The sequence below is a fragment of the Caulobacter sp. P4_E5 genome (genome assembly GCF_056401555.1).
In genome coordinates, this window is record NZ_JBFUJD010000050.1 from 15215 (window position 1) to 39101 (window position 23887).

The 23887-nt window shown below is 67.9% G+C and carries 16 protein-coding genes; 4 read left to right on the plus strand and 12 right to left on the minus strand.

Annotated elements, in window-relative coordinates:
• Positions 1-73 precede the first annotated feature (73 nt).
• The 3 genes from AC1DSO_RS15640 to AC1DSO_RS15650 all read right to left on the minus strand — a co-directional run bounded on the left by AC1DSO_RS15640 (position 74) and on the right by AC1DSO_RS15650 (position 6928).
• On the minus strand, positions 74-2329 hold the full coding sequence (locus AC1DSO_RS15640) for a beta-glucosidase (RefSeq protein WP_477069696.1): 2256 nt from the start codon (positions 2327-2329) through the stop codon (positions 74-76).
• Positions 2330-2346: 17 nt separating this feature from the next.
• Positions 2347-3954 carry a carboxylesterase/lipase family protein gene (locus AC1DSO_RS15645; RefSeq protein WP_477069697.1) on the minus strand — a complete coding sequence of 536 codons (1608 nt, stop codon included), beginning with the start codon at positions 3952-3954 and terminating at the stop codon, positions 2347-2349.
• Positions 3955-4024: 70 nt separating this feature from the next.
• The gene (locus AC1DSO_RS15650) at positions 4025-6928 is read right to left on the minus strand and encodes a TonB-dependent receptor domain-containing protein (RefSeq protein ID WP_477069698.1); all 2904 of its coding nucleotides are present in this window, start codon (positions 6926-6928) and stop codon (positions 4025-4027) included.
• Positions 6929-7840: 912 nt separating this feature from the next.
• On the opposite strand from AC1DSO_RS15650, the gene AC1DSO_RS15655 reads away from it, so the two are divergent.
• The 3 genes from AC1DSO_RS15655 (at position 7841) to sseA (ending at position 11161) form a co-directional block, all read left to right on the plus strand.
• Positions 7841-9070, plus strand: coding sequence for a class I SAM-dependent methyltransferase (locus tag AC1DSO_RS15655; RefSeq protein WP_477069699.1), 1230 nt, complete (start codon positions 7841-7843; stop codon positions 9068-9070).
• 186 nt (positions 9071-9256) lie between these two features.
• Positions 9257-10267: a cysteine synthase A gene (locus AC1DSO_RS15660; RefSeq protein WP_477069700.1), complete on the plus strand. Its 1011-nt coding sequence runs from the start codon at positions 9257-9259 to the stop codon at positions 10265-10267.
• Positions 10268-10303: 36 nt separating this feature from the next.
• Positions 10304-11161, plus strand: coding sequence for a 3-mercaptopyruvate sulfurtransferase (sseA, locus tag AC1DSO_RS15665; RefSeq protein ID WP_477069701.1), 858 nt, complete (start codon positions 10304-10306; stop codon positions 11159-11161).
• Here sseA and AC1DSO_RS15670 read toward each other — a convergent pair.
• On the minus strand, positions 11158-12240 hold the full coding sequence (locus tag AC1DSO_RS15670; RefSeq protein WP_477069702.1) for an amino acid ABC transporter substrate-binding protein: 1083 nt from the start codon (positions 12238-12240) through the stop codon (positions 11158-11160). The two genes, sseA and AC1DSO_RS15670, sit on opposite strands and share 4 nt — an antisense overlap.
• Before the next feature lie 73 nt (positions 12241-12313).
• On the opposite strand from AC1DSO_RS15670, the gene metC reads away from it, so the two are divergent.
• Complete coding sequence (gene metC / locus AC1DSO_RS15675; RefSeq protein ID WP_477069703.1) at positions 12314-13462, plus strand: cystathionine beta-lyase; 1149 nt, start codon at positions 12314-12316, stop codon at positions 13460-13462.
• On the opposite strand, the gene AC1DSO_RS15680 is transcribed toward metC, so the two are convergent.
• The 8 genes from AC1DSO_RS15680 to AC1DSO_RS15715 form a co-directional block, all read right to left on the minus strand.
• On the minus strand, positions 13459-13977 hold the full coding sequence (locus tag AC1DSO_RS15680; RefSeq protein WP_477069704.1) for a YdeI/OmpD-associated family protein: 519 nt from the start codon (positions 13975-13977) through the stop codon (positions 13459-13461). The genes metC and AC1DSO_RS15680 overlap by 4 nt on opposite strands.
• 11 nt (positions 13978-13988) lie before the next feature.
• Complete coding sequence (locus tag AC1DSO_RS15685; protein WP_477069705.1) at positions 13989-14399, minus strand: GFA family protein; 411 nt, start codon at positions 14397-14399, stop codon at positions 13989-13991.
• Between the two features lie 68 nt (positions 14400-14467).
• Entirely contained in the window at positions 14468-16003 is a 1536-nt protein-coding gene (locus tag AC1DSO_RS15690; protein ID WP_477069706.1) for an MBL fold metallo-hydrolase, read from the minus strand.
• A gap of 95 nt (positions 16004-16098) precedes the next feature.
• Complete coding sequence (cobA, locus tag AC1DSO_RS15695; RefSeq protein ID WP_477069707.1) at positions 16099-16869, minus strand: uroporphyrinogen-III C-methyltransferase; 771 nt, start codon at positions 16867-16869, stop codon at positions 16099-16101.
• Complete coding sequence (locus AC1DSO_RS15700; RefSeq protein WP_477069708.1) at positions 16859-19537, minus strand: nitrate reductase; 2679 nt, start codon at positions 19535-19537, stop codon at positions 16859-16861. The genes cobA and AC1DSO_RS15700 overlap by 11 nt, the downstream gene beginning before the upstream one ends.
• A 4-nt stretch (positions 19538-19541) precedes the next feature.
• Entirely contained in the window at positions 19542-19892 is a 351-nt protein-coding gene (gene nirD, locus AC1DSO_RS15705) for a nitrite reductase small subunit NirD (protein WP_477069709.1), read from the minus strand.
• Positions 19889-22360 carry a nitrite reductase large subunit NirB gene (gene nirB, locus AC1DSO_RS15710; protein WP_477069710.1) on the minus strand — a complete coding sequence of 824 codons (2472 nt, stop codon included), beginning with the start codon at positions 22358-22360 and terminating at the stop codon, positions 19889-19891. The genes nirD and nirB overlap by 4 nt, the downstream gene beginning before the upstream one ends.
• Before the next feature lie 28 nt (positions 22361-22388).
• Positions 22389-23609 (minus strand): nitrate/nitrite transporter, encoded by a 1221-nt coding sequence (locus AC1DSO_RS15715; protein ID WP_477069711.1) that lies wholly within the window; start codon positions 23607-23609, stop codon positions 22389-22391.
• Positions 23610-23887 lie beyond the last annotated feature (278 nt).

Consider the following 23887-nt stretch of genomic DNA (forward strand, 5'->3'; position numbering starts at 1 on the left):
CTGCGCGCGCGCCCGGAAAAAAGAACGGCCGCCCGCGGAGGAACGGGCGGCCGTCAAAGCGCAGGACAGGCGCTCAGGGTTTCAGTGTTCCCGCCTTGACCTTCACGGCGGCCTTGGCGTTCAGGGCGGCGGCCGACGCGCCAACGGCCACCTCGTAGGTTCCAGCGTCGACCCGCCATCCGCGCGCCTTGACGTCGAAGTCGGCCAGCAGTCGCCGATCGGCGGTGACGGTGACGCGCTTGGTCTCGCCCGGCCGCAGTTCGACGCGAGACCAGCCCAGCAGGCGCAGCTCCGGGGCTCCCGAGCGCGCGGTCAGATAGACTTGCGGCACGTCGGCGCCGGGCCTGTCGCCGGTGTTGGTGACGTCGAAACTGGCGGTGACCGTGTCGCCGCCGGCGACCTTCAGTGCGCCATAGGTAAAGTGGGCGTACGACAGGCCGTGGCCGAACGGGAACAGCGGCTTGAAGCCCTTGCGGGCATACCAGCGATAGCCGATGTCCGATCCTTGCGGGCGCGGGGCGTCGAAGCCCTTGGTCTTTTCGGCGACGACCTCGGGCGGATCGGTGAAGCTGGGACCGACATAGCCGAAGCCGGCGACTTGGCGGTTGGGTAGCTGGTCAAGCGAAGCCGGGAAGGTGATCGGCAGCCGCCCGGAGGGATTGACGTCGCCGAACAGCACATCCGCGATCGCGTCGCCGCCCTTGACGCCCGGGTACCAGGCCTCGACCACCGCGCCGACCTGGTCCAGCCAAGGCATCAGCACCGGCCCGCCGGTCTCCAGCACCACAATGGTGTTGGGATTGGCGGCGGCGACGGCGGCCACCAGTCCGTCCTGGCCCGAAGGCAGGGACAGGTCGCCGGCGTCGATCGACTCCATCATCCACTGGGTCACGAAGACGATCGCCAGGTCCGCGTCCTTGGCCAGGGCCGCCGCCTCCGACGGATAGCGCCCGTCGGAGAAACGGACCACGGTCTCCTTGCCGAGCTTGGCTTTGATCGCCTTCAACGGCGACGACGGGTGATAGACCTGCGAGGCGAAAGCGGCCAGAGGCCCCTCGCCTCCCACCGGGACGGCGGCTGCGTTGCCGGTTCCGGTGATCACCTGGGCCGAACCGCCGCCGGACAGCACGCCCGTGTCGGCATAGCCGCCGACCACTACGATCTTCCTGGCGCCCTTGGCCAGGGGCAGCAGACCACGGTCGTTCTTCAGCAGCACGATCCCCTGCTCGGCCGTGGTTCTGGAAACCTTGGCGCCGGCGGGGTAGTCGGCCGGCTGGCCCTGGCGCGACGCGGTGTCGAACAGGCCGACCGCGAACATCGAGCGCAGGATCCGACGCGACATGTCGTGGATCCTGGCCTCGGGGACCTGGCCCTTGCCAACGGCCTCGCGCAGCGGCTTGTCGAACCAGACCTGCCGATCCAGCTGCGCGCCAGACTGCTGGTCCAGACCGTTCGCGGCCGCGCCGACTCCGGGAACCGCGCCCCAGTCGGACATCACCCAGCCCGGCCAGGCCCAGTCGCCCTTCAGCACCTTGTTGAGCAGGAAGTCGTTGTCGCAGGCATAGTGGCCGTTGATCTTGTTATAGGCGCACATCACCGAGCCGGGCTGGCCCTTCTCGATCGCAAACTGGAAGGCCAGCAGCTCGCCCTGGCGGAAGCCCTGCTCGTCGATCACGGCATTGACGACGTTGCGCCCGGTCTCCTGGTCGTTCAGGGCGAAGTGCTTGACGGTCGAGACGACGTGACGGTCCTGGACGCCCCGCACCGCCGCCCCGGCCAGGGTCCCGGCCAGCAACGGATCCTCGCCGAGATATTCGAAGTTGCGGCCGTTGCGCGGTTCGGCGGCCAGGTTCAGGCCGCCGCCCAGCAGGACGTTGAAGCCCTTCCGCGCCGCCTCCTCGCCGACCACCGCGGCGCCGGCATAGGCGTTGTCCGGGTTCCAGCTGGCGGCGAGCGACAGGCCCGCCGGCAGGGCCGTCGCCGTGTCGCCCTTGCGTAGGCCGCCGGGATTGGCGACGCCCAGGCTGGCGTCGGTCTCGCGCAGAGGCGGCACGCCTAGCCGTGGAATGCCCGCGACATAGCCCGCGCCCGGCACGGCGTCCTCGGGGATCTTGGCGCCGGGGAAGAACGGCAGCGGCATGATCCCATGCAACAGCCCGTAGCGCTCGTCCTCCGTCAGGACCTGGTCAAGCAACCGGGCGCGCTCGTCCGGCGACAGCTTGACGTTCATCCAGGGGCGCTCGGCGGGAGGGGTCTGGGCCGAGGACTGGCAAGCCAGGGCAAGCGCGGCGCAGACCGTCGCGCTGCTCAGCAGCATGCGTCTAGACATGATGTTCCCCTCGCCTCCTAGCGGCCGGCCGTCGCGGCCGACGGCTTGGCGGCCGCCTCCGTGACATCCATGCGCGCCTTCCAAGGCTCGGGCCTGGCGACCGCGGCGCCGTCTGCGCCGAAATCCATCAGGACATCGGCCTTGGCGTCGTAAGCCGGCCATTTGGCCAGGCCCGGCCCGTTCGGGTCGCCGGTCTTGGCGAAGTTGGCGAAATAGGCGTTGGCAGCCTTGGCGATGGCCGCGTCCTTGGCGGTCAGGGCCACGCCGTACTTGGCCTTCACGGTGTCGAAGACGTAGGGAATGTCGGTGGCGTGCGGCGCCCCCATCTTCCACTCGCTCTTCATCGAGTCGGCGACGTAGGAGAACCGGTATTCATAGGCCGGCGCCCCCTGGGCCGAGATGAGCTTGGCCACGAACCGCGCGGGCTCGACCATCATCTTGTCCATCGCCACCTTGTAGGCGACCAGGCGGACGTCAACGTCGCCGGCGGGATCGTAAGCGGCCTTGGCCGCGTCCTTCAGGGGACCGAACGGGTCGAACACCTGGTCCTTGGACTGGGCGAAGCCGAAGCCGATGTCGGCGCTGGTCGCCCCGACCATCACCGGCCCCTTCACCTGGGTCCCGGCGCGATAGGCGGCCTCGGGGTCGGCGACCACGATCTTGCCATCCATCATCGGGCCGCCGTAGGTGGGCGGACCGTTGGGATTGAACATGGCGGCCATGTTCAACCCGGCCAACACCTTCTCGGCCGGTAGGGCGCGCAGGGCGGCCAGCGCCTCCGGCCCGGCTCCCTCGACCCCAACGGACTTGGCGAAGTTGACGCCGATCGTCTCGGCGGACGGAATGCCCGGCAGGTCCTGGCTGAGCCGACGCGGCCCCATCAGGCTGCCCCGACCGCCGCCGGACATGATGGCCGCCTTCTGGAACAGACCCTTGGACTCCGGCGAGGTCAGCAGCATGTGCACCGAGCCGCCGCCGGCGGATTCGCCGAACACGGTCACGTTGTCGGGGTCGCCGCCGAATGCCGCGGCGTTCTCCTTGACCCATTTCAGGGCCGCGATCTGGTCCATGTAGCCATAGTTGCCCAGGCGTCCGCCGTCGGCGTTGGCGGCCGTCAAGGCGGGGTGGCCGAAAAAGCCGAACCGGCCCAGGCGGTAGTTGAAGCTGACGAAGACGACGCCCTGGCGAGCGAACTGGCTTCCGTCATAGACCGACGGCGAGCTGCCGCCGTTCACGAAGCCGCCGCCATAGATCCAGACCATGACCGGCAGCTTCTTGGCCGCGGCCTCGGCGGGCCGCCAGACGTTGGCGACCAGGCAATCCTCGGCCGGTTTCGTGCCCAAAGGCGCCGCGTCGCTGGGAAAGGGCTCCTGCATGCAGTCGGCGCCGTAGGCCTTGGCCGGACGCACGCCCGTCCACGGCTTGRCCGGTTGCGGCGCCCGCCAGCGCAGCTCGCCCACAGGCGGCTGGGCGAACGGAACGCCTTTGAACGACAGGATCCCATCGTCGATCGCCCCTTGGACCTTGCCCGCGCTGATCTTCACGACGTCCGGAACCGGGGTCGCGCTGGCGGCCTCGACGCCCAGGGCCAGCGCACAGGCGGAAACCCACAAAACCATTCTCATTTTCGTTTCTCCCGAGGCGCCCGGTCGGGGCGCCGCATGTCATATTTGAAAGCTCGAGCCGCGCCGCAGATCAGAACGTCTTGCTGATCTGCAGCGACCATTGGCGGCCGAGCACGTTGTGGGCGCTGCCGTCGTAGGCGCCGCCAGCCGTCAGAACCACCGGCGGATCCCTGTTCGCCAGGTTCTGGACGTTGAGCGAGGCGCGCACGCCCTTCAGCCAGCCGGGGCCGCGATCGCGCGGGACCATGTAGGCCAGGCCCAGGTCGAAGGTGGTCCAGGCGCCAACCTTGGCGTCACCGATCACCACGCTATTGACCGTCAGCGGCGCGGTGTTGGCGTAATCGCCGACATAGTTGAGGAACAGGTTGGCGCTCCAGCTTCCCCGGTTCCAGCCCAGGTTTGCCCGGCCCCGCAGGCTGATCGGATAGTAGAGCTGGTCCAGGCGGTCGATCTCGGCCACCGACGGCGAGGCCTTGACCTTGTTGTGCAGGATCTTGGTGATCGATCCGCCCAGGTTCCAACGGCCCCAGTCGGTGTCGAACAGATAGCTGGCCTGCAGGTCGAAACCGTCCTGGAAGGTCGAGGCCAGGTTCGTCTTGCGGGCGTCGAGGATCACGTTGATCTGGCAATAGCCACCGCTGATTGGCACCACATAGTCGGCGATCCGGCTGGCCAGGTAGTCGCGCAGCTTCGGATCATAGGTCGCTGGATTCGCGGCCACGCAGCCCGCTGGATTGCTGATCGGCGTGATGTACTTGGCGAACGCGGCCCGATTGGCCGAGCTCGACAGATAGAGATCGCGGTTGGGGTTCGAGATCTGGTTCTGGTAGTCGATCCGGTAGTAGGTGCCCGAAACCCGCAGGCCGCGCAGCGAAGGTGGGGTGATGTCGAAACCGACCGACAGGGTGTCGGCCGTCTCCGGCCGCAGGTCGGGATTGTTGCCCAGGGCGACCAGGGCGCTGGTGTAGCCGGGAAACAGGGTTCCGATCGCGGGATCGCCAGAATTGTTGACCGTGGGCAGGCCGACCAGCTCGGCCGAATAGACCACCGGACTCTTGTCCGTCAGGGTCGGGGCGCGGAACGACGTGCCGGCCGAGGCCCGCACGGCCAGGGTGTCGCTGACGGTCCAGGTCAGGCCGACCTTCGGATTGGTGGTGTCACCGAAGTCGGAATAGTCGTCGTAGCGGGCGGCTAGGTCGATCGCCAGGCTCTGGACCAGGGGGATCGCGTTGTTCGGTCCGACGATCGGGACGTAGACCTCCGCGAAGAACGACTTGACCCGACGAGTCTCGTCGGAGCGGTTGTCGATCGCGAAGACGTTGGCCGCGCCGCGACTAGCACCGTTGGTCAGGCTTTCGTGCTGGTCGGAATATTCCGCGCCCACGGCCGCGCGCACCATCCCGCCGGGCAGGCGGAACAGCGGCCCGTTGAACTTCACCACCGCGTCGCTCATCACATTGCGACTGTATTGGACGTTCGAGCCGGTGAAGCTGGCCAGCTGGGTCGAGGTCAGGGGCGTCGTGCTGAACGGGTTCAGCGTCCCCGCGTTCACCTGGGCGGCGAAGGCGTCGAGATTGACGTTCTTGCCGAGGTTGCAGATGCCGCAGGTGCGGTCGAGGCCGCCGGTATAGTAGGCCTCCCCCTTCCAGCCGCCCGGCAGCGTGGCCGAGAGGCCGACGGTCTGGGTGTAGGCGGTGTTGGGGTTATAGGTCTCGGTCAGCCCGACATAGCGGTTGAAGTTGATGTCGAAGGTCTCGCCGCCGCCCGGGCAGTTGGCCGTGGCCGAGCCGGGCGTCCCCGCCACCCCTGTGACGTAGAACGGTGTTCCCGCGCAGACGGTGATGCTGCTGCCGGTGTTGGGGTCGTACTGAAAGGTCGAGGTCTTGCGATGGGTGTAGAAGCCCTCGTAATAGGCCGTCAGCCAGCTGCTCAGCTCCTGGTTCAGGAACAGCGAGAACTGCTGTCGCTTCACGTCCGGCAGGTAGTCGTTGTAGTCGCCCGTGTCGACCAGGGTGGTCCCGGTCAGCTGCGCCGCCGTCACGCCCGTTCCGGCGCCGATCGGCAGGCCATAGTAGGTATAGGTGGTTCCGCCGGCGCCGTTCTGACTGACCACTAGGTTGCCGACCCCGCCCGACGCGATCGCGCCGTTCAGCACGCGGTTGTCCTGGCCGCCGAAGCGCCGCAGGTCCTGCCTCAGGAACGGGCTTTCCGAACGCTTGCCGCGCGTGCGGCGCATGGCGTCGCCGGTCAGGATCACGTTGCCGCGCCCCAGCCGGTTGTCCCAATGCGAACCGACCGTGAACGCCGCGCCGGTCTCTTCGGAGAAGCGGTTCGTATTGGCGCGGACGGAGATCTCCGCTCCGTCATAGGTCTTGCGCAGCACGTAGTTGATCACGCCGCTGACGGCGTCCGCGCCATAGATGGCCGACGCGCCGTCGGCGATCACGTCAACGCGCTCCAAGGCGGCGAGCGGCACCTGGATCGCCTCGGTGAAGGCGTCGGAGGCGCCGCTGGGCGCCACCCGGCGGCCGTCGACAAGGGTCAGGGTCGCGCCGTAGCCGATCCCGCGTATGTTGACGGCCGTGCCCTGGGTGGGATTGCCGCCGTAGCCGGTCGTGCCGCCTTCGCGGAAGTTCAAGCCCGAGCCGCCCGAATTAGGCGTGCTTTGGATCTGCGGCATGGTGCGTAGCACCTGGTGGATGTCGGTAAGGCCGGTGGCGCGGATGTCCTCCGCGGTCAGGGTTACCGTCTCGCTGCCGACCGCCTTGACGCCGGCGATGTTGGTCCCCGTGGCGACCACGACGACTTCCTCGACCACGGCCGCCTTGTCGGCCCTTGATCCGTTGTCGGCCTTGGATTGGTCCGGCGCCGTGACGCGCTCCTGGCTCCACGCCGGCGAAGCGCAGGTCAGGGCGAGCGACGACGCCCCGACCAGCAAATTGAACACGGTCCGACGGGTTCTCCCGATGGGCATTTTATCCTCCCCTTTGTCTTTTTTTCTTTTGAATCAAAGGCGGCGAACGGAGCCGTTCAGACAGAACCGCTCATCGCCAATGCTCTGCTTCGACGAGGTCAACCACGAACGACAACGTTGTCGTAAACCTCAAGGTCACGCTGTCCGAAGCGCCTTCCGAGCGCTAAACGATTTTTTGGAAGAGTTGATAGGCGCAGCCGAAGAATGACGACGTCGAGGCTTCCGGTGCGCTGGACGTCTCAACCAAGCCGATACGCCGCACCACGCCACGGCTTCAGTTTAAAGTCTCGGCGCCGCTCGGTTCGCGTCCCTGCCGGAACTCCCGGGGGGACGGGCCATATTGCTCGCGAAAGCAGCCTGGGCTTGCGCCAGCAGGACAAGGGCGGAACAACCCGCCATCGGTAGCCGATAGATCGACATGCGGTCCTCGTTCGAGGTCGTCGCGCCCACCGCTCGCGGCGGTTATCCCCAGGTCGACACCTCGAAATCGATCATCCGCCCGTCGGGCCCGGCTACGAGGCGCGGCATGTGACATTTCACTGAAAATGTCCCAGCCGCATGCATGTTGGGCCACGGCCGCTCGTAAAAGCCGCTCGACGCCCGCGAAACTTGCTTCAGGGCGAACCAGAAGGCCTCAAAGGCGTCCACCATCCCCATCGGCGGATTTGCCAGCGGCCGATGAGGGCGCGTTGGAGATCTGCGCTTAGCCGACAATCCCGCGCTGCGCCATGCCGCCGATAACGGCCGGACCTGCCTCTTGTATCTGCCGGCGGAAGCCAAACGTTTCTATGAGCGACCAATCGTGGGTCACGCCCAGGCGCGCGAACGGGCCTTGCGAGCCCATTGTGGCCTCTAGCTGAGCCAGGGCTTTACGAGCCGGTCGTTAACGGCGCTAATAAACGCGTAACCTGGATGCGAGGCCCTGCCTTGGATACTGCGTTGTGGAACGATCCCGACCTGAAGGCCGCCCCGGCCGCCTTCCGCGCCGCGCTTCGCGTGTTGGCGGCCAACTGGGACTTTGGCTCGGTCACCTGGATACTGCCGACGGGCAAGACGCTGACCGTCAAGGGCAGTCAGGCCGGTCCAGACGTTACAGTCCAAATCAACGACTATCATTTCATCCGCCGGGCCTTCTCGTCAGGCTCTATCGGCTTCGCCGAGGGCTTCATGGCGGGCGAGTGGGAGACGCCGGACCTCTCCGCAGTGCTGGAGGCCTTCTCGCTGAACTTCGACAGGCTGACGCCCCTGCTGGCCGGCAATCCGATCATGCGGGTGGTCAATGGCCTGTACCACCTGCTTCATCGCAACAGCCGCGACGGTTCGCGCAAGAACATCCACGCCCACTACGACCTGGGCAACGGCTTCTACTCGCGCTGGCTTGACCCCAGCATGACCTATTCCTCGGCCCTGTATGAGCGGCCCAACCAGCCGCTGTCCGAGGCCCAGCAGGCCAAGTACGCGGCCCTGGCCAAGACCATCGACCTCGCGCCCGGCAAGCACGTGCTGGAGATCGGCTGCGGCTGKGGCGGCTTCGCCGAGTTCGCGGCCAAGGAGGTCGGGGCCCAGGTCACCGGCATCACCATCTCCCAGGCCCAGTACGATTTCGCCCGCAAGCGCTTGTTCGAGCAGGGTCTTTCGGAAAAGGCCGACATCCGGTTGATCGACTATCGCGACGTCGAGGGCCAGTTCGACGCCGTGGCCTCGATCGAGATGTTCGAGGCGGTCGGCGAGGAATACTGGCCCACCTATTTCGGCAAGATCCGCGAGGTGCTGCGCCCCGGCGGTCGCGCTGGCCTGCAGATCATCACCATCCGCGACGAGCTGTTCCCGCGCTATCGCGGCCGCACCGATTTCATCCAGCGCTACATCTTCCCCGGCGGCATGCTGCCCAGCGAGGCGCGATTGAAAGAGGAGACCGAGCGCGCCGGCCTGGAATGGAGCGATCTCAAGCGTTTCGGCCAGAATTATGCCGACACCTTGGCCGAGTGGGCGCGACGGTTCGAGGCGGCCTGGAGCGACATCCGCAAGGACGGTTTCGACGAGCGGTTCCGGCGGCTGTGGCGGTTCTATCTCAGCTACTGCGAGGCGGGTTTCCGCACCGAGCGGACCAACGTCATTCAGCTGGGCTTGAGCCGGAGCTGATGGTGAGCCGCCAGGCTCAGCATTACGTGACAACGTTTTGTGGATAACCCGCCAAGCCCACGTCCAAGCTCAAGGTTTGTCCGTGGGACTCACCCGCCTTCAGGAAAACTGGGGTTGCGCCGGTGGCCCGCCGCACGATCTACCAGCGGTCCGGAACCGCCCCAGAGCCGCCGAAGAAGGCCCGCCATGACCRCCCAGCCCAGCGTCCTCCCCAGCGTCCTGGACGCCATTGGAAACACCCCGCTGATCCGTCTCGCTCGCGCCAGCGAGGCCACGGGCTGCGAGATCCTGGGCAAGGCCGAGTTCATGAACCCGGGCCAGTCGGTCAAGGACCGCGCGGCCCTGGGCATCATCCGCGACGCGGAGGCCAAGGGCTTGCTGAAGCCCGGCGGCCGCATCGTCGAGGGCACGGCCGGCAACACCGGCATCGGCCTGGCCATGGTCGCCTCGGCCCTGGGCTACAAGACCACGATCGTCATCCCCCGCACCCAGAGCCAGGAGAAGAAGGACGCCATCCGTCTGCTCGGCGCGGAACTGGTCGAGGTCGACGCCGTCCCCTATTCCAATCCCGACAATTATGTCCGCTATTCCGGGCGCTTGGCCGAGGAACTTAGCCTGACCGAGCCGAACGGCGCGATCTGGGCTAACCAGTTCGACAACGTCGCCAATCGCGACGCCCACTACCGGACCACTGGCCCCGAGATCTTCGAGCAGACGGCCGGCAAGGTCGACGGCTTCATCTGCGCCGTCGGCTCGGGCGGCACCCTGTCCGGCGTCGCCGCGGCCCTGCGCGAGCGCAAGCCGTCGGTGAAGATCGGCCTGGCCGATCCCCACGGCGCGGCGCTCTATGCCTGGTACAAGGACGGTGAGCTGAAGTCCGAGGGAACCTCGATCAGCGAGGGCATCGGCCAGGGCCGCGTGACCGCCAACCTGACGGACCTGGTCGTCGACCATCCGTTCCGCGTCGACGACATCGAGATGCTCGAGGTGATCTATGATCTCGTCCAGTACGAGGGCCTGTGCCTGGGTGGCTCGTCGGGCATCAACGTCGCCGGCGCCATCAAATTGGCCAGGGAACTGGGCCCTGGCCACACCATCGTGACCATCCTCTGCGACCACGGCTCGCGCTATCAGTCCAAGCTGTTCAATCCCGAGTTCCTCAAGGAAAAGGGCCTGCCGACGCCGCCCTGGATGTAAGGTCGTCCCCGAGTCAGATTCCGAAGAGGCCTGTCCATGAGCACCCCGTCCGATCCGCTGGTCTCCACCGCCTGGCTGGCCGAACACCTGGACGCGCCGGACGTGCGCATTGTCGACGCCTCGTGGCACATGCCGGCCGCCCAGCGTGATCCGGGCAAGGAGTTCCTGGCCGCCCACATCCCGGGTGCGGTGTTCTTCGACATCGACGACATTTCCGACGAAACCTCGGACCTGCCGCACATGATCCCGACGCCGGTGAAGTTCGCTTCCCGGGTCAAGAAGCTGGGCCTGGGCGACGGCTCGCGGATCGTCGTCTACGACACCACCGGCATCCTGCCGGCCGCCCGCGCCTGGTGGCACTTCCGCGCCATGGGCCACGAGGACGTTGTCGTGCTGGACGGCGGCCTGCCCAAGTGGATCGCGGAGGGTCGCCCGATCGAGGACGGCCCGGCCTCGCCGCAGGAGCGCCACTTCACCCCGCGCTACCAGGCCGACATCTACCGCTCGGTCGAGCAGATGCGAGGGATCGTCGAGAGCGGCCGCGAGCAGATCATCGACGCCCGCGCCGCCGGCCGCTTCGAGGGCAAGGATCCCGAGCCGCGCGCCGGCCTGCGCGGCGGCCACATGCCGGGGGCCCGCAACATTCCGCTGTCGGTGATGATCGCGCCGGACGGCACGATGCTGCCGGACGACAAACTGAAGACCGTGTTCGAAGCCGCCGGCATCGATATCGACAGGCCTATCGTCTCGACCTGCGGCTCGGGCATTACCGCTTCGGTCGTGGCCCTGGCCCTGGCGCGCATGGGCAAGCCGCGCTCGGCGGTCTACGACGGCTCCTGGACGGAATGGGGCGGCCTGGCGGACACGCCGGTGGCGACCGGGCCGGCCGGCTAGCGCATTGGCGGCGCGTACAGCAGACCAGGCTTGGGCGCGTTCCACAGCGCGTTCAGCCCGCGATCCAGCTTCAAGGCCGAGCCGCCGCCGATCTCGCGGTCGAAGATCTCGCCGTAATTRCCGCCGGCAGTGATCGCGCGATAGGCCCAGTCGGCGTCGAGGCTGAGCATGGCGCCGTAGCCGCCCTCGCCCAGCAGCCGCCGCGCCTCGGGATCGGCGCCGGTCTTCATGGTCTTGGCGTTGGCGCGGGTGATCCCGTGCTCCTCGGCCAGGGCCAGCGCGTAGAGGGTCCAGCGGATGATGTCGGTCCAGGCCGGATCGTCCTGGCGCACCAGCGGGCCCAGAGGCTCCTTTGAGATGGCGTCCGGCAGGATCACGTGGGCGCCGGGGTCGTCCATTACGGACCGCGCCGCGGCCAGGGCCGAGATGTCGGCCGTGAAGGCGTCGCACTGGTCGGCCTGGTAGGCGGCGCGGGCCTGGTCCTCGCGATCGAAGACCATGGCCGTGTAGGCGATGCCGCGCGCCCGGAAGAAGTCCTCCAGGTTCTGGGCCGAGGTGGCATTGCTCTGGACGCAGATCTTGGCCGTGTTCAGCTCGACGGCGCTGGTCAGGTTCAGGCTGCGGCGAACCAGGAAGCCCTGGCCGTCGAAATACGAGATCGCCGCCATGTCCAGCTGGTCGCCGGCGTCGCGCGAGAAGGTCCAAGAAGTGTTCCGCCACAGGACATCGACCTTCCCCGAGCGCAGCGCCGCGATCCGCTCCTCGTTGCCCAGCGGTACGAAGCGGACCTTGTCGGGCTTGCCCAGCACGGCAGCGGCGATGGCGCGGCAGAACGCGACGTTGAAACCGCGCCAGCGCCCGCCATTGTCCTGGAAAGCGAAGCCTGGCAGCTCGGGATTGACCCCGCAGCGCAGCTCGCCGCGCGCACGAATAGCCTTGAGCGTCGGGCTGGGCCCGGCCGGCTTGATCGCCAGCGGCGCGACGACCTCGGCGGGCTTCGGGTCCGGAGAAGGCGCGGGACGATCGCAGCCCGTCAAGACAAGCGCCGCAAAAACCGCCAAGCCGAACCGCACCGACACCGATCGCTCCTTGAACCCCGCGCGCGGAGCCTTAAACCACAAGGCTTAGATCGCGTCGCCGAAGAGTGCCCCCATGGATGAAGAAACCCGCCTGATCCGCAAGGGCTCCCAGCCCACCGGCCTGGCGCGGACCGTCAATCCGCCCATTCAGCGCGGCTCGACGGTGCTGATGCCTAACGCGGCGTCACTGTATGACGACACTCAGATGTCCTACGGCATCACCGGCCTCTCCTCACCCGCCGCCCTGCAGCAGGCCCTGGCCGAGCTGGAAGGTTCGCCGGACGTCACCCTCTACCCGTCGGGCCTGGCGGCGATCACGGGGGCCATGCTGGCGGTGCTGAAGGCCGGCGACGAGATCTTGGTGGTCGACAGCGCCTACAAGCCCACGCGCCGGTTCTGCGACCGGGTGCTGACCCGTTTCGGCGTCCAGACCACCTACTACGATCCGGCCCTCACGCCCGATGATCTGATGGCCCTGACGACGCCGAAGACCCGGATGATCCTGTTGGAGGCGCCCGGCTCCCTGACCTTCGAGATGCAAGACGTCCCGGCCATCGCCAAGGCCGCCAACGATCGCGGGATCCTAACCCTGATCGACAACACCTGGGCCGCCGGTCTCTATTTCAAGCCGCTGGCGCATGGGGTGACGATCAGCGTCCAGGCCTTGACCAAATATGTCGGCGGCCACTCGGACTGTTTCATGGGCTCGGCGACGACCATGGACACCGTGATCGGCAACCAGCTAGGCGACGCCATGTGGGACATCGGCTGGTCGGTGTCGCCCGACGACGCCTACACCATGCTGCGCGGCTTGCGGACCCTGGCCACCCGGCTGCCGCGCCACCAGGACAACGGCCTGGCCATCGCCCGCTGGCTGCAAGACCGTCCGGAGGTGTCGCGCGTATTACACCCCGCCCTGCCCGGCGATCCCGGTCACGCCCTGTGGAAGCGCGACTTCACCGGCGCCTGTGGCCTGTTCGGCGTGGTGCTGAAACCCTGCTCGCAGAGCGCCGTCCACGCCTTGCTCGACAGTCTGGAGCTGTTCGGCCTGGGCTTCTCCTGGGGCGGCTATGAGAGCCTGGCGATCCACTGCGACCCGCAGCTGAAGAACCGTAGCGTACCGGTGAACCTGGAAGGCCCCCTGCTGCGTCTGCACACCGGCTTGGAAGCGGTCGACGACCTGAAGGCCGATCTCGACCAAGCCTTTGGGAAGCTGGCCTAGAGGACCGCGCCATCCTTCCACTCGCGGGCCATGAAACGGCCCGGCGCCCCGCCCAGAACGGCGAGGGCCGCCTCGATGTTGCGCGTCTTGGCTTCCTCGGACTTGACGCTGTCGAAGCGGCGCAGGGTTTCCTTCTGGAGGCTCGGCGTCAGCGCCTCCCAGGCCCTGGCCGCGGCCGGGTCGCGCTTCAGACCGTCGGCGAACGCCTCGGGCGTCGGATGGGCCGGACCGCCGCGATAGGCCTCGTCGAAGGCGACCTCGACATCCACCGTGTCGCCGACCCCGGCCCCGGCCGCCTCGCGAACCTCGCCGTGCAAATAGAGAAAGAAGCCCCCGTCGCCCCGAGGCATCATGTTGATGCGCCAGGGCTGGGCCGGCGCGCCGTTGACCTGGACCAGGACCGGCATCGGCTTTCGCCAGCCTTCGCGCAGGCGCGCGGCTTGCTCGGCGTCGACCGGCACGAACGGATTGATGCCGTTGATCTCGATTTTGGCCTTGAAGCGAAGGCTGGTCATGACGCGAGCCGTTAGAGGTAGCGGAGCTCAGTCTCGCTCGGCTTTTCCCACCAGAGATTATCGCGCCCGTTTCCATAGTTGATCGGCGAGGCGGCCAGTTCTTCGTGCGTGGCGTCGTCCAGGGTGGCGACCTGGATCGAGACGAAGGCGCCGCCGATCTCTTCGACATAACCCTGCCCGAAGGTGCGCACGCCGCAGGTCGAGCAGAACTGGTGGTTGCCGCTCATCGTGCCAAATTTGTACTCGCCCAGGCGATCCTCACCCGCCAGCAGACGGAAGGCGTCCGGCTTGATCAAGGCCCCCCAGCTGCGGGTCTTCTTGCAGATCGAGCAGTTGCAGCGACCCGTGCCGGCTTCCAGGTCGATGTCGGCTTCATAGCGCACCGCGCCGCAGTGGCAGCTGCCGGTATAGGTCTTCAGCATGGGGCGTCCCTCTCGGTATGCGTCTTCGTTGAACACCGTTCTAAAGGAAGGCTGCTGCCACCCTACTGTCAGTATTCGCCCGTCGGCGTGTCATGTACAGCGGCCTTGGCGGCGACATCGGCGAGCGCGCTCCAGGGCGTCTTGCCGATATGCATCATGAAGAATTGGTCGACGCCCAGCCCCTCACGCGCCACGGCCTGGGTCAACTCGCTGACCGCCTGTGGCGTCGAATAGCTTCCGTCGCGGCCGCGTTGGAAGGGGTCGCTGCCGTACAGCAGACGGTGCTCGGGCAGATAGACCATCATTTGCCGCTCACTGGCCTCGCCGCGCAGCGGGTAGAGCTCCAGGCGATTGGGTCCTGCGCCGATCACGGTCTTGCCGGAAACCAAGCGCCAGACCGGCGCCCTGGGCTTCTTGGCCAACGTATCGGGCTTGCTCGTCCGGGGATCGGAAACCAGTCGCGAAAGCGCCGGCCGGTTCACGTCGACCGCATAGACCGGGATGCCACGCGCGACATACTCGCGAACCCCCGCCAGATGGGGCCACGCATCGGACGTCGAAACGACCGCCTTGATCGGCGCGCCAGGAAACCGCCGCTCGACCTCGGCGATAACCTTGGCCGAATAGCCCGACGAGATCGGCGCCTCCAGCACCACGACGCCATCGTCCTGCCGCACCAATGCGACGTACCAGGCGCCGGGGATCATCACGACGCCCGGCGCCAGCTCTTGAGCCGGGTTGGCGCGCGAGCCTAGCGGGCGCTGCTCCAGGTCCGTCGGACTGGCCTTGGGATCGTAGGCCGCGCGGATCTCGGGCGGGATGGTCAGCAAGGCCTCGTCCAGAGGGCCGTCGAACACCTGGCGCTTGATCGCGAACATCGAGTCCGGGAGGCCATTGACCTCGATGTTCCACTGCATGGGCGTTCGGACGCCGCCCTTTCCGAGCCACCAGAAGCTCCAGTAGGTGCGCATGGTCGCGTCGCCCAGGTAGTTCCAGTAACCCCGGCGCGCCATCGGCCCCGAATAGTCGAAGGCCGTCGGCAAGTGGCTGCCGCCGTTCAGGTAGATCGTCACCGGAGCGCCGTCGAACGTGAAGGTCACCACGTCGTGACGAACCGATTGCAGGGTCTTGGTAGGCAGGGCGCGCAGGTCGTCGGCGTCCAGGGCGGTCAGCAGGAGGCGCTCGGGCGACAGGGCCACACGCTCCCGCGCATAGACGACCAGGTCCGGTGAACCGGCGCTGCGCCGCTCACCGGCCGTCTGCATAGCCGCCGTGGCGTCGACCGTCATGCCGGTCGTGGCGGTATAGGCAGGATAGACCGCCACGCTCAATCGCTGGGCGAAACGCCCCGCCTTCAGGTCGTGGACCTCACGGACCGTCTGGAACTCCGGAATGTATGGCCCCTCCGGGCGTTCGGACTGTTCGAGGAGGTTGCGGTAGCCGGAGGCGTCCCATTCCACGGCGCCCAACGCGCGCAACTGGGCCTCACCGCCCTGAGCCGCCAAGGCTTGGCGCACCAGATCCAAGGCGCGACGGTCGGCCGCCGAGGCGGTTCCCGCCGCCAGGATCAGGGACAGCACGCCCGCCAGGCCAAGACGCAACATCGACCGCACTCCTCCCGCGCTCTACGGCGCGACGCGCGGAACCTTAGCCTTGAGCGCGGCGATTCCTAGGACGGCCTTGCTTCATTACGCCGAATTCAGGCTGTCTTTCGCGCCAGATCGGCGATCTCGGCCACGGCATGGGCCTGGGCCGCGACTTCGCCGACCACGATCAGCAGCGGCCCGTCACCGGCCTCGGCCACGCGCTCGGCCAGGGTGGCCAGGGTCGCCGTATACAGCCGAGCGTCGGGGCCGCCTGCCTTCTCGACCGCGACGGCTGGGGTGTTGGCCGGACGACCGGCTTCGATCATCCGCCGGGCCAGGTCGCCGGCCACGTCGCCGCCCATATAGACGGCCAAGGTCGCCTCGGGATCGGCCGCGGCGCTCCAGTCGCCCGACAGCTTGCCCGCTTCCAACCGCGCGGTCGTGAACACCACCCGGCGCGCCTCGCCACGATGGGTCAGCGGGAAGCCGAACTGGGCCGCGGCGGCGCAGGCGGCGGTGACGCCGGGCACCACCTCGGTCTCGACGCCGAAGCCGTTCAGGAACGCCGCCTCCTCGCCGACCCGGCCGAAGATCGACGGGTCGCCGCCTTTCAGCCGCACCACGCGAAGGCCTTTACGGGCCAGACGCAGCATCAAGCGGTTGATCTCGTCCTGCTTCATGCTGGGTTTGCCGGCCCGCTTGCCGGTCTGGATGCGCACGCAGCCGGCGGGGGCCAGGGCGATGGCTTCTTCCGAGCATAGGGCGTCGTAGAGCAGCGCCTGGGCGCTCTCGACGGCGCGGAAGGCGCGGACGGTCATCAGGTCCACCGGACCGGGACCCGCGCCGACCAGCAGCACCTTGCCAAGCTTACTCTCAACCGACATGGGCGGGCTCCTTAGGAGTAACGGCCAAGGCTTTGATCATTCGGGCGATTTCCGGACGGCAGGACCCGCAATTGGTCCCCGCGCCCGTGACCGCGCCGACCGCGTCGGGCGTATCGGCCCCGCCGACGATGGCCGCGTTCACGGCCTTGGCGCCGACCTTGAGGCAGGCGCAGATCATCGGGCCCTTGTCGACCGGCGCGCCCGGCGGACGGCCGAACAGCAGGGCCGAGCGGGCTTGGGCCGACAGGGTCTGCTCGGCGAACAGGTCGACCAGCCAGTCGCGCGGCGGCAAGCGGCCGGTGGTGGTCATGTAGAAGACGGCGACCAGCTTGCCGCCATCGATCCAGGCCTCGCGGCGCGCGCCGCTGGCGGCGTCCTCGTAGGCGACGACCTCGCCGTCCAGCTTCTTGATCAGAACCTTGCGCAGGGCGTCGCGCTGGCCCTGCTCGCCCCGGCCGGCGAACTCGTGCTGCTGGCAGGCGTCCTGCGGGATGCGACGCCAGACGAGATCCAGGCCCGGGGCCATGACGGCGTCACGGCTCAGGAAGAAGCCCTTCCAGGTTTCGCGATAGGCGCGGACGCGGGCGGGCGTGTGCTTGAATTCCGGCTGGCCGGAGGTCGGGTCGGTGTTCGGCGCGACCAGGGCGTTGGCGCGGCCCGACGGGGCGAAGGCGTCGGTCCAGTGCATCGGCATGAACAGCGAGCCGCGACGCTGACGGTCGCTGACCTTGGCCACGGCGACGGCCTCGGCCCGCGAGGTCGTCACCCGCGCCAGGGCGCCGTCCTTGAGGCCCAGGGCCTCGGCGTCGTCGGGATGGATCTCGACATAGGGCTCGGGCGCGTGGCGGCAGAGGTCGGGGGCCAAACCCGTGCGGGTCATGGTGTGCCACTGGTCGCGGATGCGGCCGGTGTTCAAAGACATGGGGTAGGCGTCGCCCGTCGCCTCGGCCGGCCCCTTCGGCTTGACCGGAACCATGCGGGCGCGGCCGTCGGGGGTCTGGAAGCGGCCGTCGACGAACAGGCGCGGCGTGCCCTTGCCGTCCGCCTTCACGGGCCACTGGATCGGCAGAAGTTCGTTGTAAGTCTCTGGCGTCAAACCTGAAAGTCCCGCCAGATTCAGTACGCGATCTTGGTTCTCGTAAGCGGTCAGGCGCGCCCACTCGCGGAAGACGCTGGCGTTATTGGCCCAGCCGAAGCCGCCATAGCCCATGGCCGTAGCGACGTCGGCCATGATCTTCCAGTCGGCCCGCGCATTGCCCGGCGGCGGGAACAGGGCCCGCTGGCGCGAGATGCGGCGCTCGGAATTGGTGACCGTGCCGTCCTTCTCGCCCCAGCCGAGGGCCGGCAGCTTGACGTCGGCGAAGGCGGTGGTGTCGGTCTCGACGCAGTCGGAGACCACCACGAACGGACACTTGCCCAGGGCCTCGCGGACCGCGCCGCTATCGGGCAGGCTGACGGCCGGATTGGTGGCCATCACCCAGATCGCCTTGATGCGCCCGTCGCGCACCGCCTCGAACATCTCGACGGCCTTCAGGCCTGGCGCGCGGACAGTGTCGGGCGCGCCCCAGAAGCGGGCCACCCGGTCGCGGTCGGCCGGGGCGAAGTCCATGTGGCCGGCCAGGGTGTTGGCCATGCCGCCGGTCTCGCGGCCGCCCATGGCGTTGGGCTGGCCAGTGATCGAGAACGGGCAGGCGCCCGGCTTGCCTATCCGGCCGGTGGCCAGGTGGACGTTGATGATGGACAGGCCCTTGGCCACGCCCTGGGCCGACTGGTTGGCCCCCATCGAGAAGAGGCTGACCGTGCGCTCATGGGCGGCGAACAGGTCGTAGAAGGTCTGCAGGTCCTCGATCGCCACGCCGCAATCGGCGGCGACCGCGGCGAGTGATTGATCGTTTTCCGCAAGCGTGACAATCACTTGCTCGAAATTGCTCACGTGCTCGGCGATGTAGGTGTGATCGATCGCGCCTCGCCGGATCATATCCGCCAACAGGCCATTCCACAGGCGCACGTCGCTCTGCGGGGCGATGGCCAGGTGCAGGTCGGCGCCCTCGGCGGTGTCGGTGCGGCGCGGGTCGATGACCACGTGCTTCTGGCCACGCGCCTTGGCCGCCTCCATGCGGCGGAACAGGACGGGGTGGGTCCAGGCGGCGTTATGACCGCTGAACACCACCAGGTCCGCCGCGTCGAGATCCTCGTAGCAGCCCGGCACCAGGTCGGCGCCGAAGGCCTGCTTGTGGGCGGCCACGGCCGAGGCCATGCACAGCCGGCTGTTGGTGTCGATATTACCCGAGCCGATGAAGCCCTTCATCAGCTTGTTGGCGACGTAATAGTCCTCGGTCAGCAGCTGGCCCGAGACGTAGAACGCCACGCTGTCGCGGCCGTGGCGCGCGATGGTGTCCTTGAAGCGCTTGGCCACCAGGGCCGTGGCCTCGGCCCACGAAGCGGTCTTGCCGCCGATCGTCGGCTCCAAGATCCGGCTTTCCAGGCTGACGGTCGCGCCGAGCGTCGAGCCCTTCGAGCACAGCCGCCCGAAGTTGGCCGGGTGGACGGCGTCGCCGGCGACCGACACCGACCGTCCCTCTCCGACTGCCCCTGCAACGCCGCAACCGACGCCGCAGTAAGCGCACGTGGTCTTGATCGTGGTGAGCGCTGCGGAGCCGTCGGCCATGCGGTCAGACCGCCATCACGGGCTGGGCCAGCAGGACACGGCCGTCCTTGATCAGCACCGGCACCACGGGCGTGCAGCCTTTGCCGGCGTCGGCGCCCGTGGGCTGGCCGGTGGCCAGGTCGATGACCCAGTTGTGCAGCGGGCAGGTCACGCCGTGGCCGTGGACGATGCCCTGGCTCAACGGACCGTGCTTGTGCGGGCAGCGATCGACCAGGGCGAAGACCTTGCCGTCGCCGGTGCGGAACACGGCGACGTCGCCCTGGGCCGTGGCCACCCGACGCGCACCGCGCTCGGGAATGTCGGTCACTGCGCCGACGTCACGCCAGTCAGGGTCGATATGGGCTTGAACGGTCATTCGGCCGCCATCTCCAGGGGAAGGGTCGCCATGGGCTTGAATTCGCCAGCCGCCACACCGCCGGTGGCGCGCTCGGCCCACGGGTCGATCTGGGCGGTTTCCTGCGACTTCACGAAGCGGGCGTAGAGCGCCGCGCGGTTGTCGAGGTCGTCGACGGTGGCCGCGCGGATCGTGTCGAGGCCGATGCGGGCCATCCACTTGTAGATCCGTTCCAGGTACCAGCCGCCCTCGCGGTACATCTGCATGACCGCGGCGATCAGCTGGATCGCCTCTTCCTCGGTGGGAACCTTGGTCAGCAGCTCGGTGCCCTGGATATGCAGGCCCGCGGCCCCGCCGACATGGATCTCGTAGCCGCTGTCGACGCAGATCACGCCGATGTCCTTGCAGGTCGATTCCGCGCAGTTGCGCGGGCAGCCCGACACGGCCAGCTTGACCTTGGCCGGCGCCCACGAGCCCCACATGAACTTCTCGAGCTTGATGCCCAGGCCCGTGGAGTCCTGGGTGCCGAACCGGCACCAGTCGCTGCCGACGCAGGTCTTCACCGTGCGCAGGCCCTTGGCGTAGGCGTGACCGCTGACCATGCCGGCCGCATTGAGGTCGGCCCAGACCGCCGGCAGGTCGTCCTTCTTGACGCCCAGCAGGTCGATGCGCTGGCCGCCCGTCACCTTGACCGCCGGGATCGCATATTTGTCGGCGACGTCGGCGATGGCGCGCAGCTCGTCCGGCGAGGTCATGCCGCCCCACATGCGCGGGACGACCGAATAAGTGCCGTCCTTCTGGATGTTGGCGTGAACGCGCTCGTTGATGAAGCGCGACTGGCTGTCGTCGACATACTCGCCCGGCCAGGCGCACAGCAGGTAGTAGTTCAGGGCCGGACGGCACGAGGCGCAGCCATCGGGGGTGTCCCATTCCATGGCCTGCATGACGGCGGGCATGGACTTCAGTTCGAGCTCAACGATCGCCTTGCGCACATCGCCGTGCGGGTGATGCGTGCACTTGCACATCGGCTTGGGACCCGTCTGGGCCTTGAAGCCGTCGCCAAGGGTCAGGCGGATCACCTGCTCCACCAGCGGCGTGCACGAGCCGCACGAGGCCGAGGCCTTGGTGACCGCACGGACGTCGTCCAACGTGGTCAGGCCCTGGGCCGTGATGGCTCCCGTGATCGCACCCTTGCAGACGCCGTTGCAGCCGCAGATTTCCTGCGTGTCGGGCATGGCCGCAACGGCCGCGCTAGGGTCCAGGCCCGAGAGACCCTCCGTGATCGCTTGCCCGAAGATCAGAGTCTCGCGGATGTCCGCGACGTCGGTCCCCGCCCGCATCAGGTCGAAGTACCAGCCGCCGTCAGCGGCGTCGCCGAACAGCACCGCGCCGGCGACCTTGCCGTCCTCGATGACCACGCGCTTGTAGACGCCGCGGGCGGCGTCGCGGAACACGATGTCCTCGCAGCCGTCGCCGCCGGCGAACTTGCCGGCCGAGAACACGTCGACGCCCGAGACCTTGAGGCGGGTCGACAGCACAGAGCCTGCATAGGCCCCCGCACCGTCGGTCAATTCCTCGGCCAGGGCCCGGCACATGTCCCAGATGGGCGCCACCAGGCCGTAGCAGTTGCCGCGATGCTCGACGCACTCGCCGACCGAGAACACGGCCGGGTCCGAGGTGCGCATGGCGTCGTCGACGACGATGCCGCGATTGACCTGCAGGCCGGACGTCTTGGCCAGCGTCGCGTTCGGACGGATGCCGACCGCCATGACCAGCAGGTCGCACGCCAGGACGCGACCGTCCTTTAGCTTCAGGCCGGCGACCTTGCCGTCCTGACCGACGATCTCCTCGGACTGGGCGCCCAGCACGGTGTCGACACCACGTTCGGCCAAGGCCTCGCGCAGCAGAAAGCCCGCGCTCTCATCCAGCTGGCGCTCCATCAGCACGTCCATCAGGTGGACGACCGTGGCGGCCATGCCGCGGCGGGCCAGGCCGTAGGCGGCTTCCAGGCCCAGCAGGCCGCCGCCGATGACCACGGCGCGGGCGCCCGGCTTGCCGGAGGCCTCGACCATGGCCTCGACGTCGTCGAGATCGCGGAAGGTGACGACGCCCTTCAGGTCCGAGCCCGGCAGCGGCAGGCGGAACGGATCCGAGCCGGTGGCCAGGATCAGCTTGTCGTAGCCAACTTCCAGCCCGCCCTCGGCGAGCACCTTGCGGCCTTCCAGGTCGACCGCGGTGACGGCGCGCCCTGCGTGCAGGGTGATGGCGTTGTCGCGGTACCAGGCTTCGTCATTGATGACGATGTCGTCGAAGGTCTTCTCGCCCGCCAGGACCGGCGAGAGCATGATCCGGTTGTAGTTCACCCGCGGCTCGGCGCCGAAGATGGTCACGTCATAGCGGGCGGGGTCGCGCTTCAGCACTTCCTCGACCGCCCGGCAGCCGGCCATGCCGTTGCCGATGACGACCAGACGTTCCTTAGGATGGGTCATGGACTAGCTCGTTCCTCGAAACGGGTGATCAGACGCGAACGCTGGCGGTGTCGCCGTGCAGGGTCGGCCAGACGGCGCGCCAGCGCGCCTTCAGGCCGTACAGAGCGACGAAGGCGAACAGGGCCAGCAGCGCGAAGCCGAGGAAGCCGGACTGGTAGGAACCGGTCATCTTCTTGGCCATGCCCAGGGTCGAGGCCAGGTAGAAGCCGCCGACGCCGCCGGTCATGCCGATTAGGCCGGTCATGACGCCGATTTCCTTGCGGAACCGCTGCGGAGCCAGCTGGAACACCGCGCCGTTGCCCGCGCCCAGGGCCAGCATCGAGAACATCAGCACCGCCAGGGCGACGAACGGCGACGGCAGCTGGAAGCTGGCCGTGGCCAGGCCGGCGGCGGCCAGGACGTAGACGAAGCTCAGGGTGCGTACGCCGCCGAAGCGGTCGGCCAGGGCGCCGCCCACCGGACGGATGAACGAACCGGCGAAGACGCAGGCGGCGGTGAAGAAGCCGGCGATGACCGGATCCAGGCCGTATTCCGAGTTGAAGTACATGGTCAGCGACGAGGCCAGGCCGACGAAACCGCCGAAGGTCACGCCGTACAGCAGCATCAGCCACCAGGCGTCGGGGACCTTCAGGACGTCGAGATACTCGGCCAGCTTCTTGGGCGCGGGTTGCTCCGGCGCATCCTTGGCCAGCAGCATGTAGACGACGAACGCCACGGCCAGAGGAATGGCGGCCAGGCCGATCACGGCTTGCCAGCCGAACATCTTGGCCAGGGCCGGAGCGAACAAGGCGGCCAGGGCCGTGCCCGAATTACCGGCGCCGGCGATGCCCAGGGCCAGGCCCTGATGTTCTTGCGGATACCAGCGCGAAGCCAGCGGCAGGGCGACGGCGAACGAGGCGCCCGCCACGCCCAGGATCACGCCCAGGGCCAGCACCTGATGGTAGTTGTGGATGCCGACGGCCCAGGCCAGCACCAGGCCGGCCAGGACGATCAGCTGACCGATCATGCCGGTCTTCTTCGGCCCGATCCGGTCGACCAGCACGCCATTGACCAGGCGCAGGACGGCGCCGGCCAGAACCGGGATGGCGACCATCAGGCCCTTCTGGGCAGGATCAAGGTGGAAGTCCTTGGCGATCGCGACGCCCAGCGGGCCCAGGATCACCCAGACCATGAAGCTGAGATCGAAATACAGGAAGGCGGCGAACAGGGTCGGCGTGTGGCCGGCCTTCAAGAAGTCGCGGGAGAGCATGTCGGCCTCGGATGTCTGCGTGTCTGCGAGAGCGGGGCGTCGTCGCCCCGGACGGGTGACCGCATCCGAGCGGTCCTCTGGCAGCCGCGAACGCCGTTGTTCGGTGGCCTTGATGCTATTGAAGACGGGGGACGGGCGTCATGTCACGGCCTATGCCGCGCTGCGGCGCCGCTGATGTTTGCGACGCACACTTGCTCAGCATTTATGCACGTGCGGCGCCCAGGAAGCGTGCAGATCAGACTGGCGCGCGATGGATGTCGAAAGCGGCGGCATAGGCG

Excerpts from the sequence above, each read along its gene's own strand:
- sseA (WP_477069701.1), top strand. The coding sequence starts at position 10,304 with ATGAGCACCCCGTCCGATCCGCTGGTCTCCACCGCCTGGCTGGCCGAA.
- metC (WP_477069703.1), top strand. The coding sequence starts at position 12,314 with ATGGATGAAGAAACCCGCCTGATCCGCAAGGGCTCCCAGCCCACCGGC.
- nirB (WP_477069710.1), bottom strand. The coding sequence starts at position 22,360 with ATGACCCATCCTAAGGAACGTCTGGTCGTCATCGGCAACGGCATGGCC.
- cobA (WP_477069707.1), bottom strand. The coding sequence starts at position 16,869 with ATGTCGGTTGAGAGTAAGCTTGGCAAGGTGCTGCTGGTCGGCGCGGGT.
- AC1DSO_RS15640 (WP_477069696.1), bottom strand. The coding sequence starts at position 2,329 with ATGTCTAGACGCATGCTGCTGAGCAGCGCGACGGTCTGCGCCGCGCTT.
- AC1DSO_RS15690 (WP_477069706.1), bottom strand. The coding sequence starts at position 16,003 with ATGTTGCGTCTTGGCCTGGCGGGCGTGCTGTCCCTGATCCTGGCGGCG.
- AC1DSO_RS15650 (WP_477069698.1), bottom strand. The coding sequence starts at position 6,928 with ATGCCCATCGGGAGAACCCGTCGGACCGTGTTCAATTTGCTGGTCGGG.
- AC1DSO_RS15680 (WP_477069704.1), bottom strand. The coding sequence starts at position 13,977 with ATGACCAGCCTTCGCTTCAAGGCCAAAATCGAGATCAACGGCATCAAT.
- AC1DSO_RS15715 (WP_477069711.1), bottom strand. The coding sequence starts at position 23,609 with ATGCTCTCCCGCGACTTCTTGAAGGCCGGCCACACGCCGACCCTGTTC.
- AC1DSO_RS15700 (WP_477069708.1), bottom strand. The coding sequence starts at position 19,537 with ATGGCCGACGGCTCCGCAGCGCTCACCACGATCAAGACCACGTGCGCT.
- AC1DSO_RS15685 (WP_477069705.1), bottom strand. The coding sequence starts at position 14,399 with ATGCTGAAGACCTATACCGGCAGCTGCCACTGCGGCGCGGTGCGCTAT.
- nirD (WP_477069709.1), bottom strand. The coding sequence starts at position 19,892 with ATGACCGTTCAAGCCCATATCGACCCTGACTGGCGTGACGTCGGCGCA.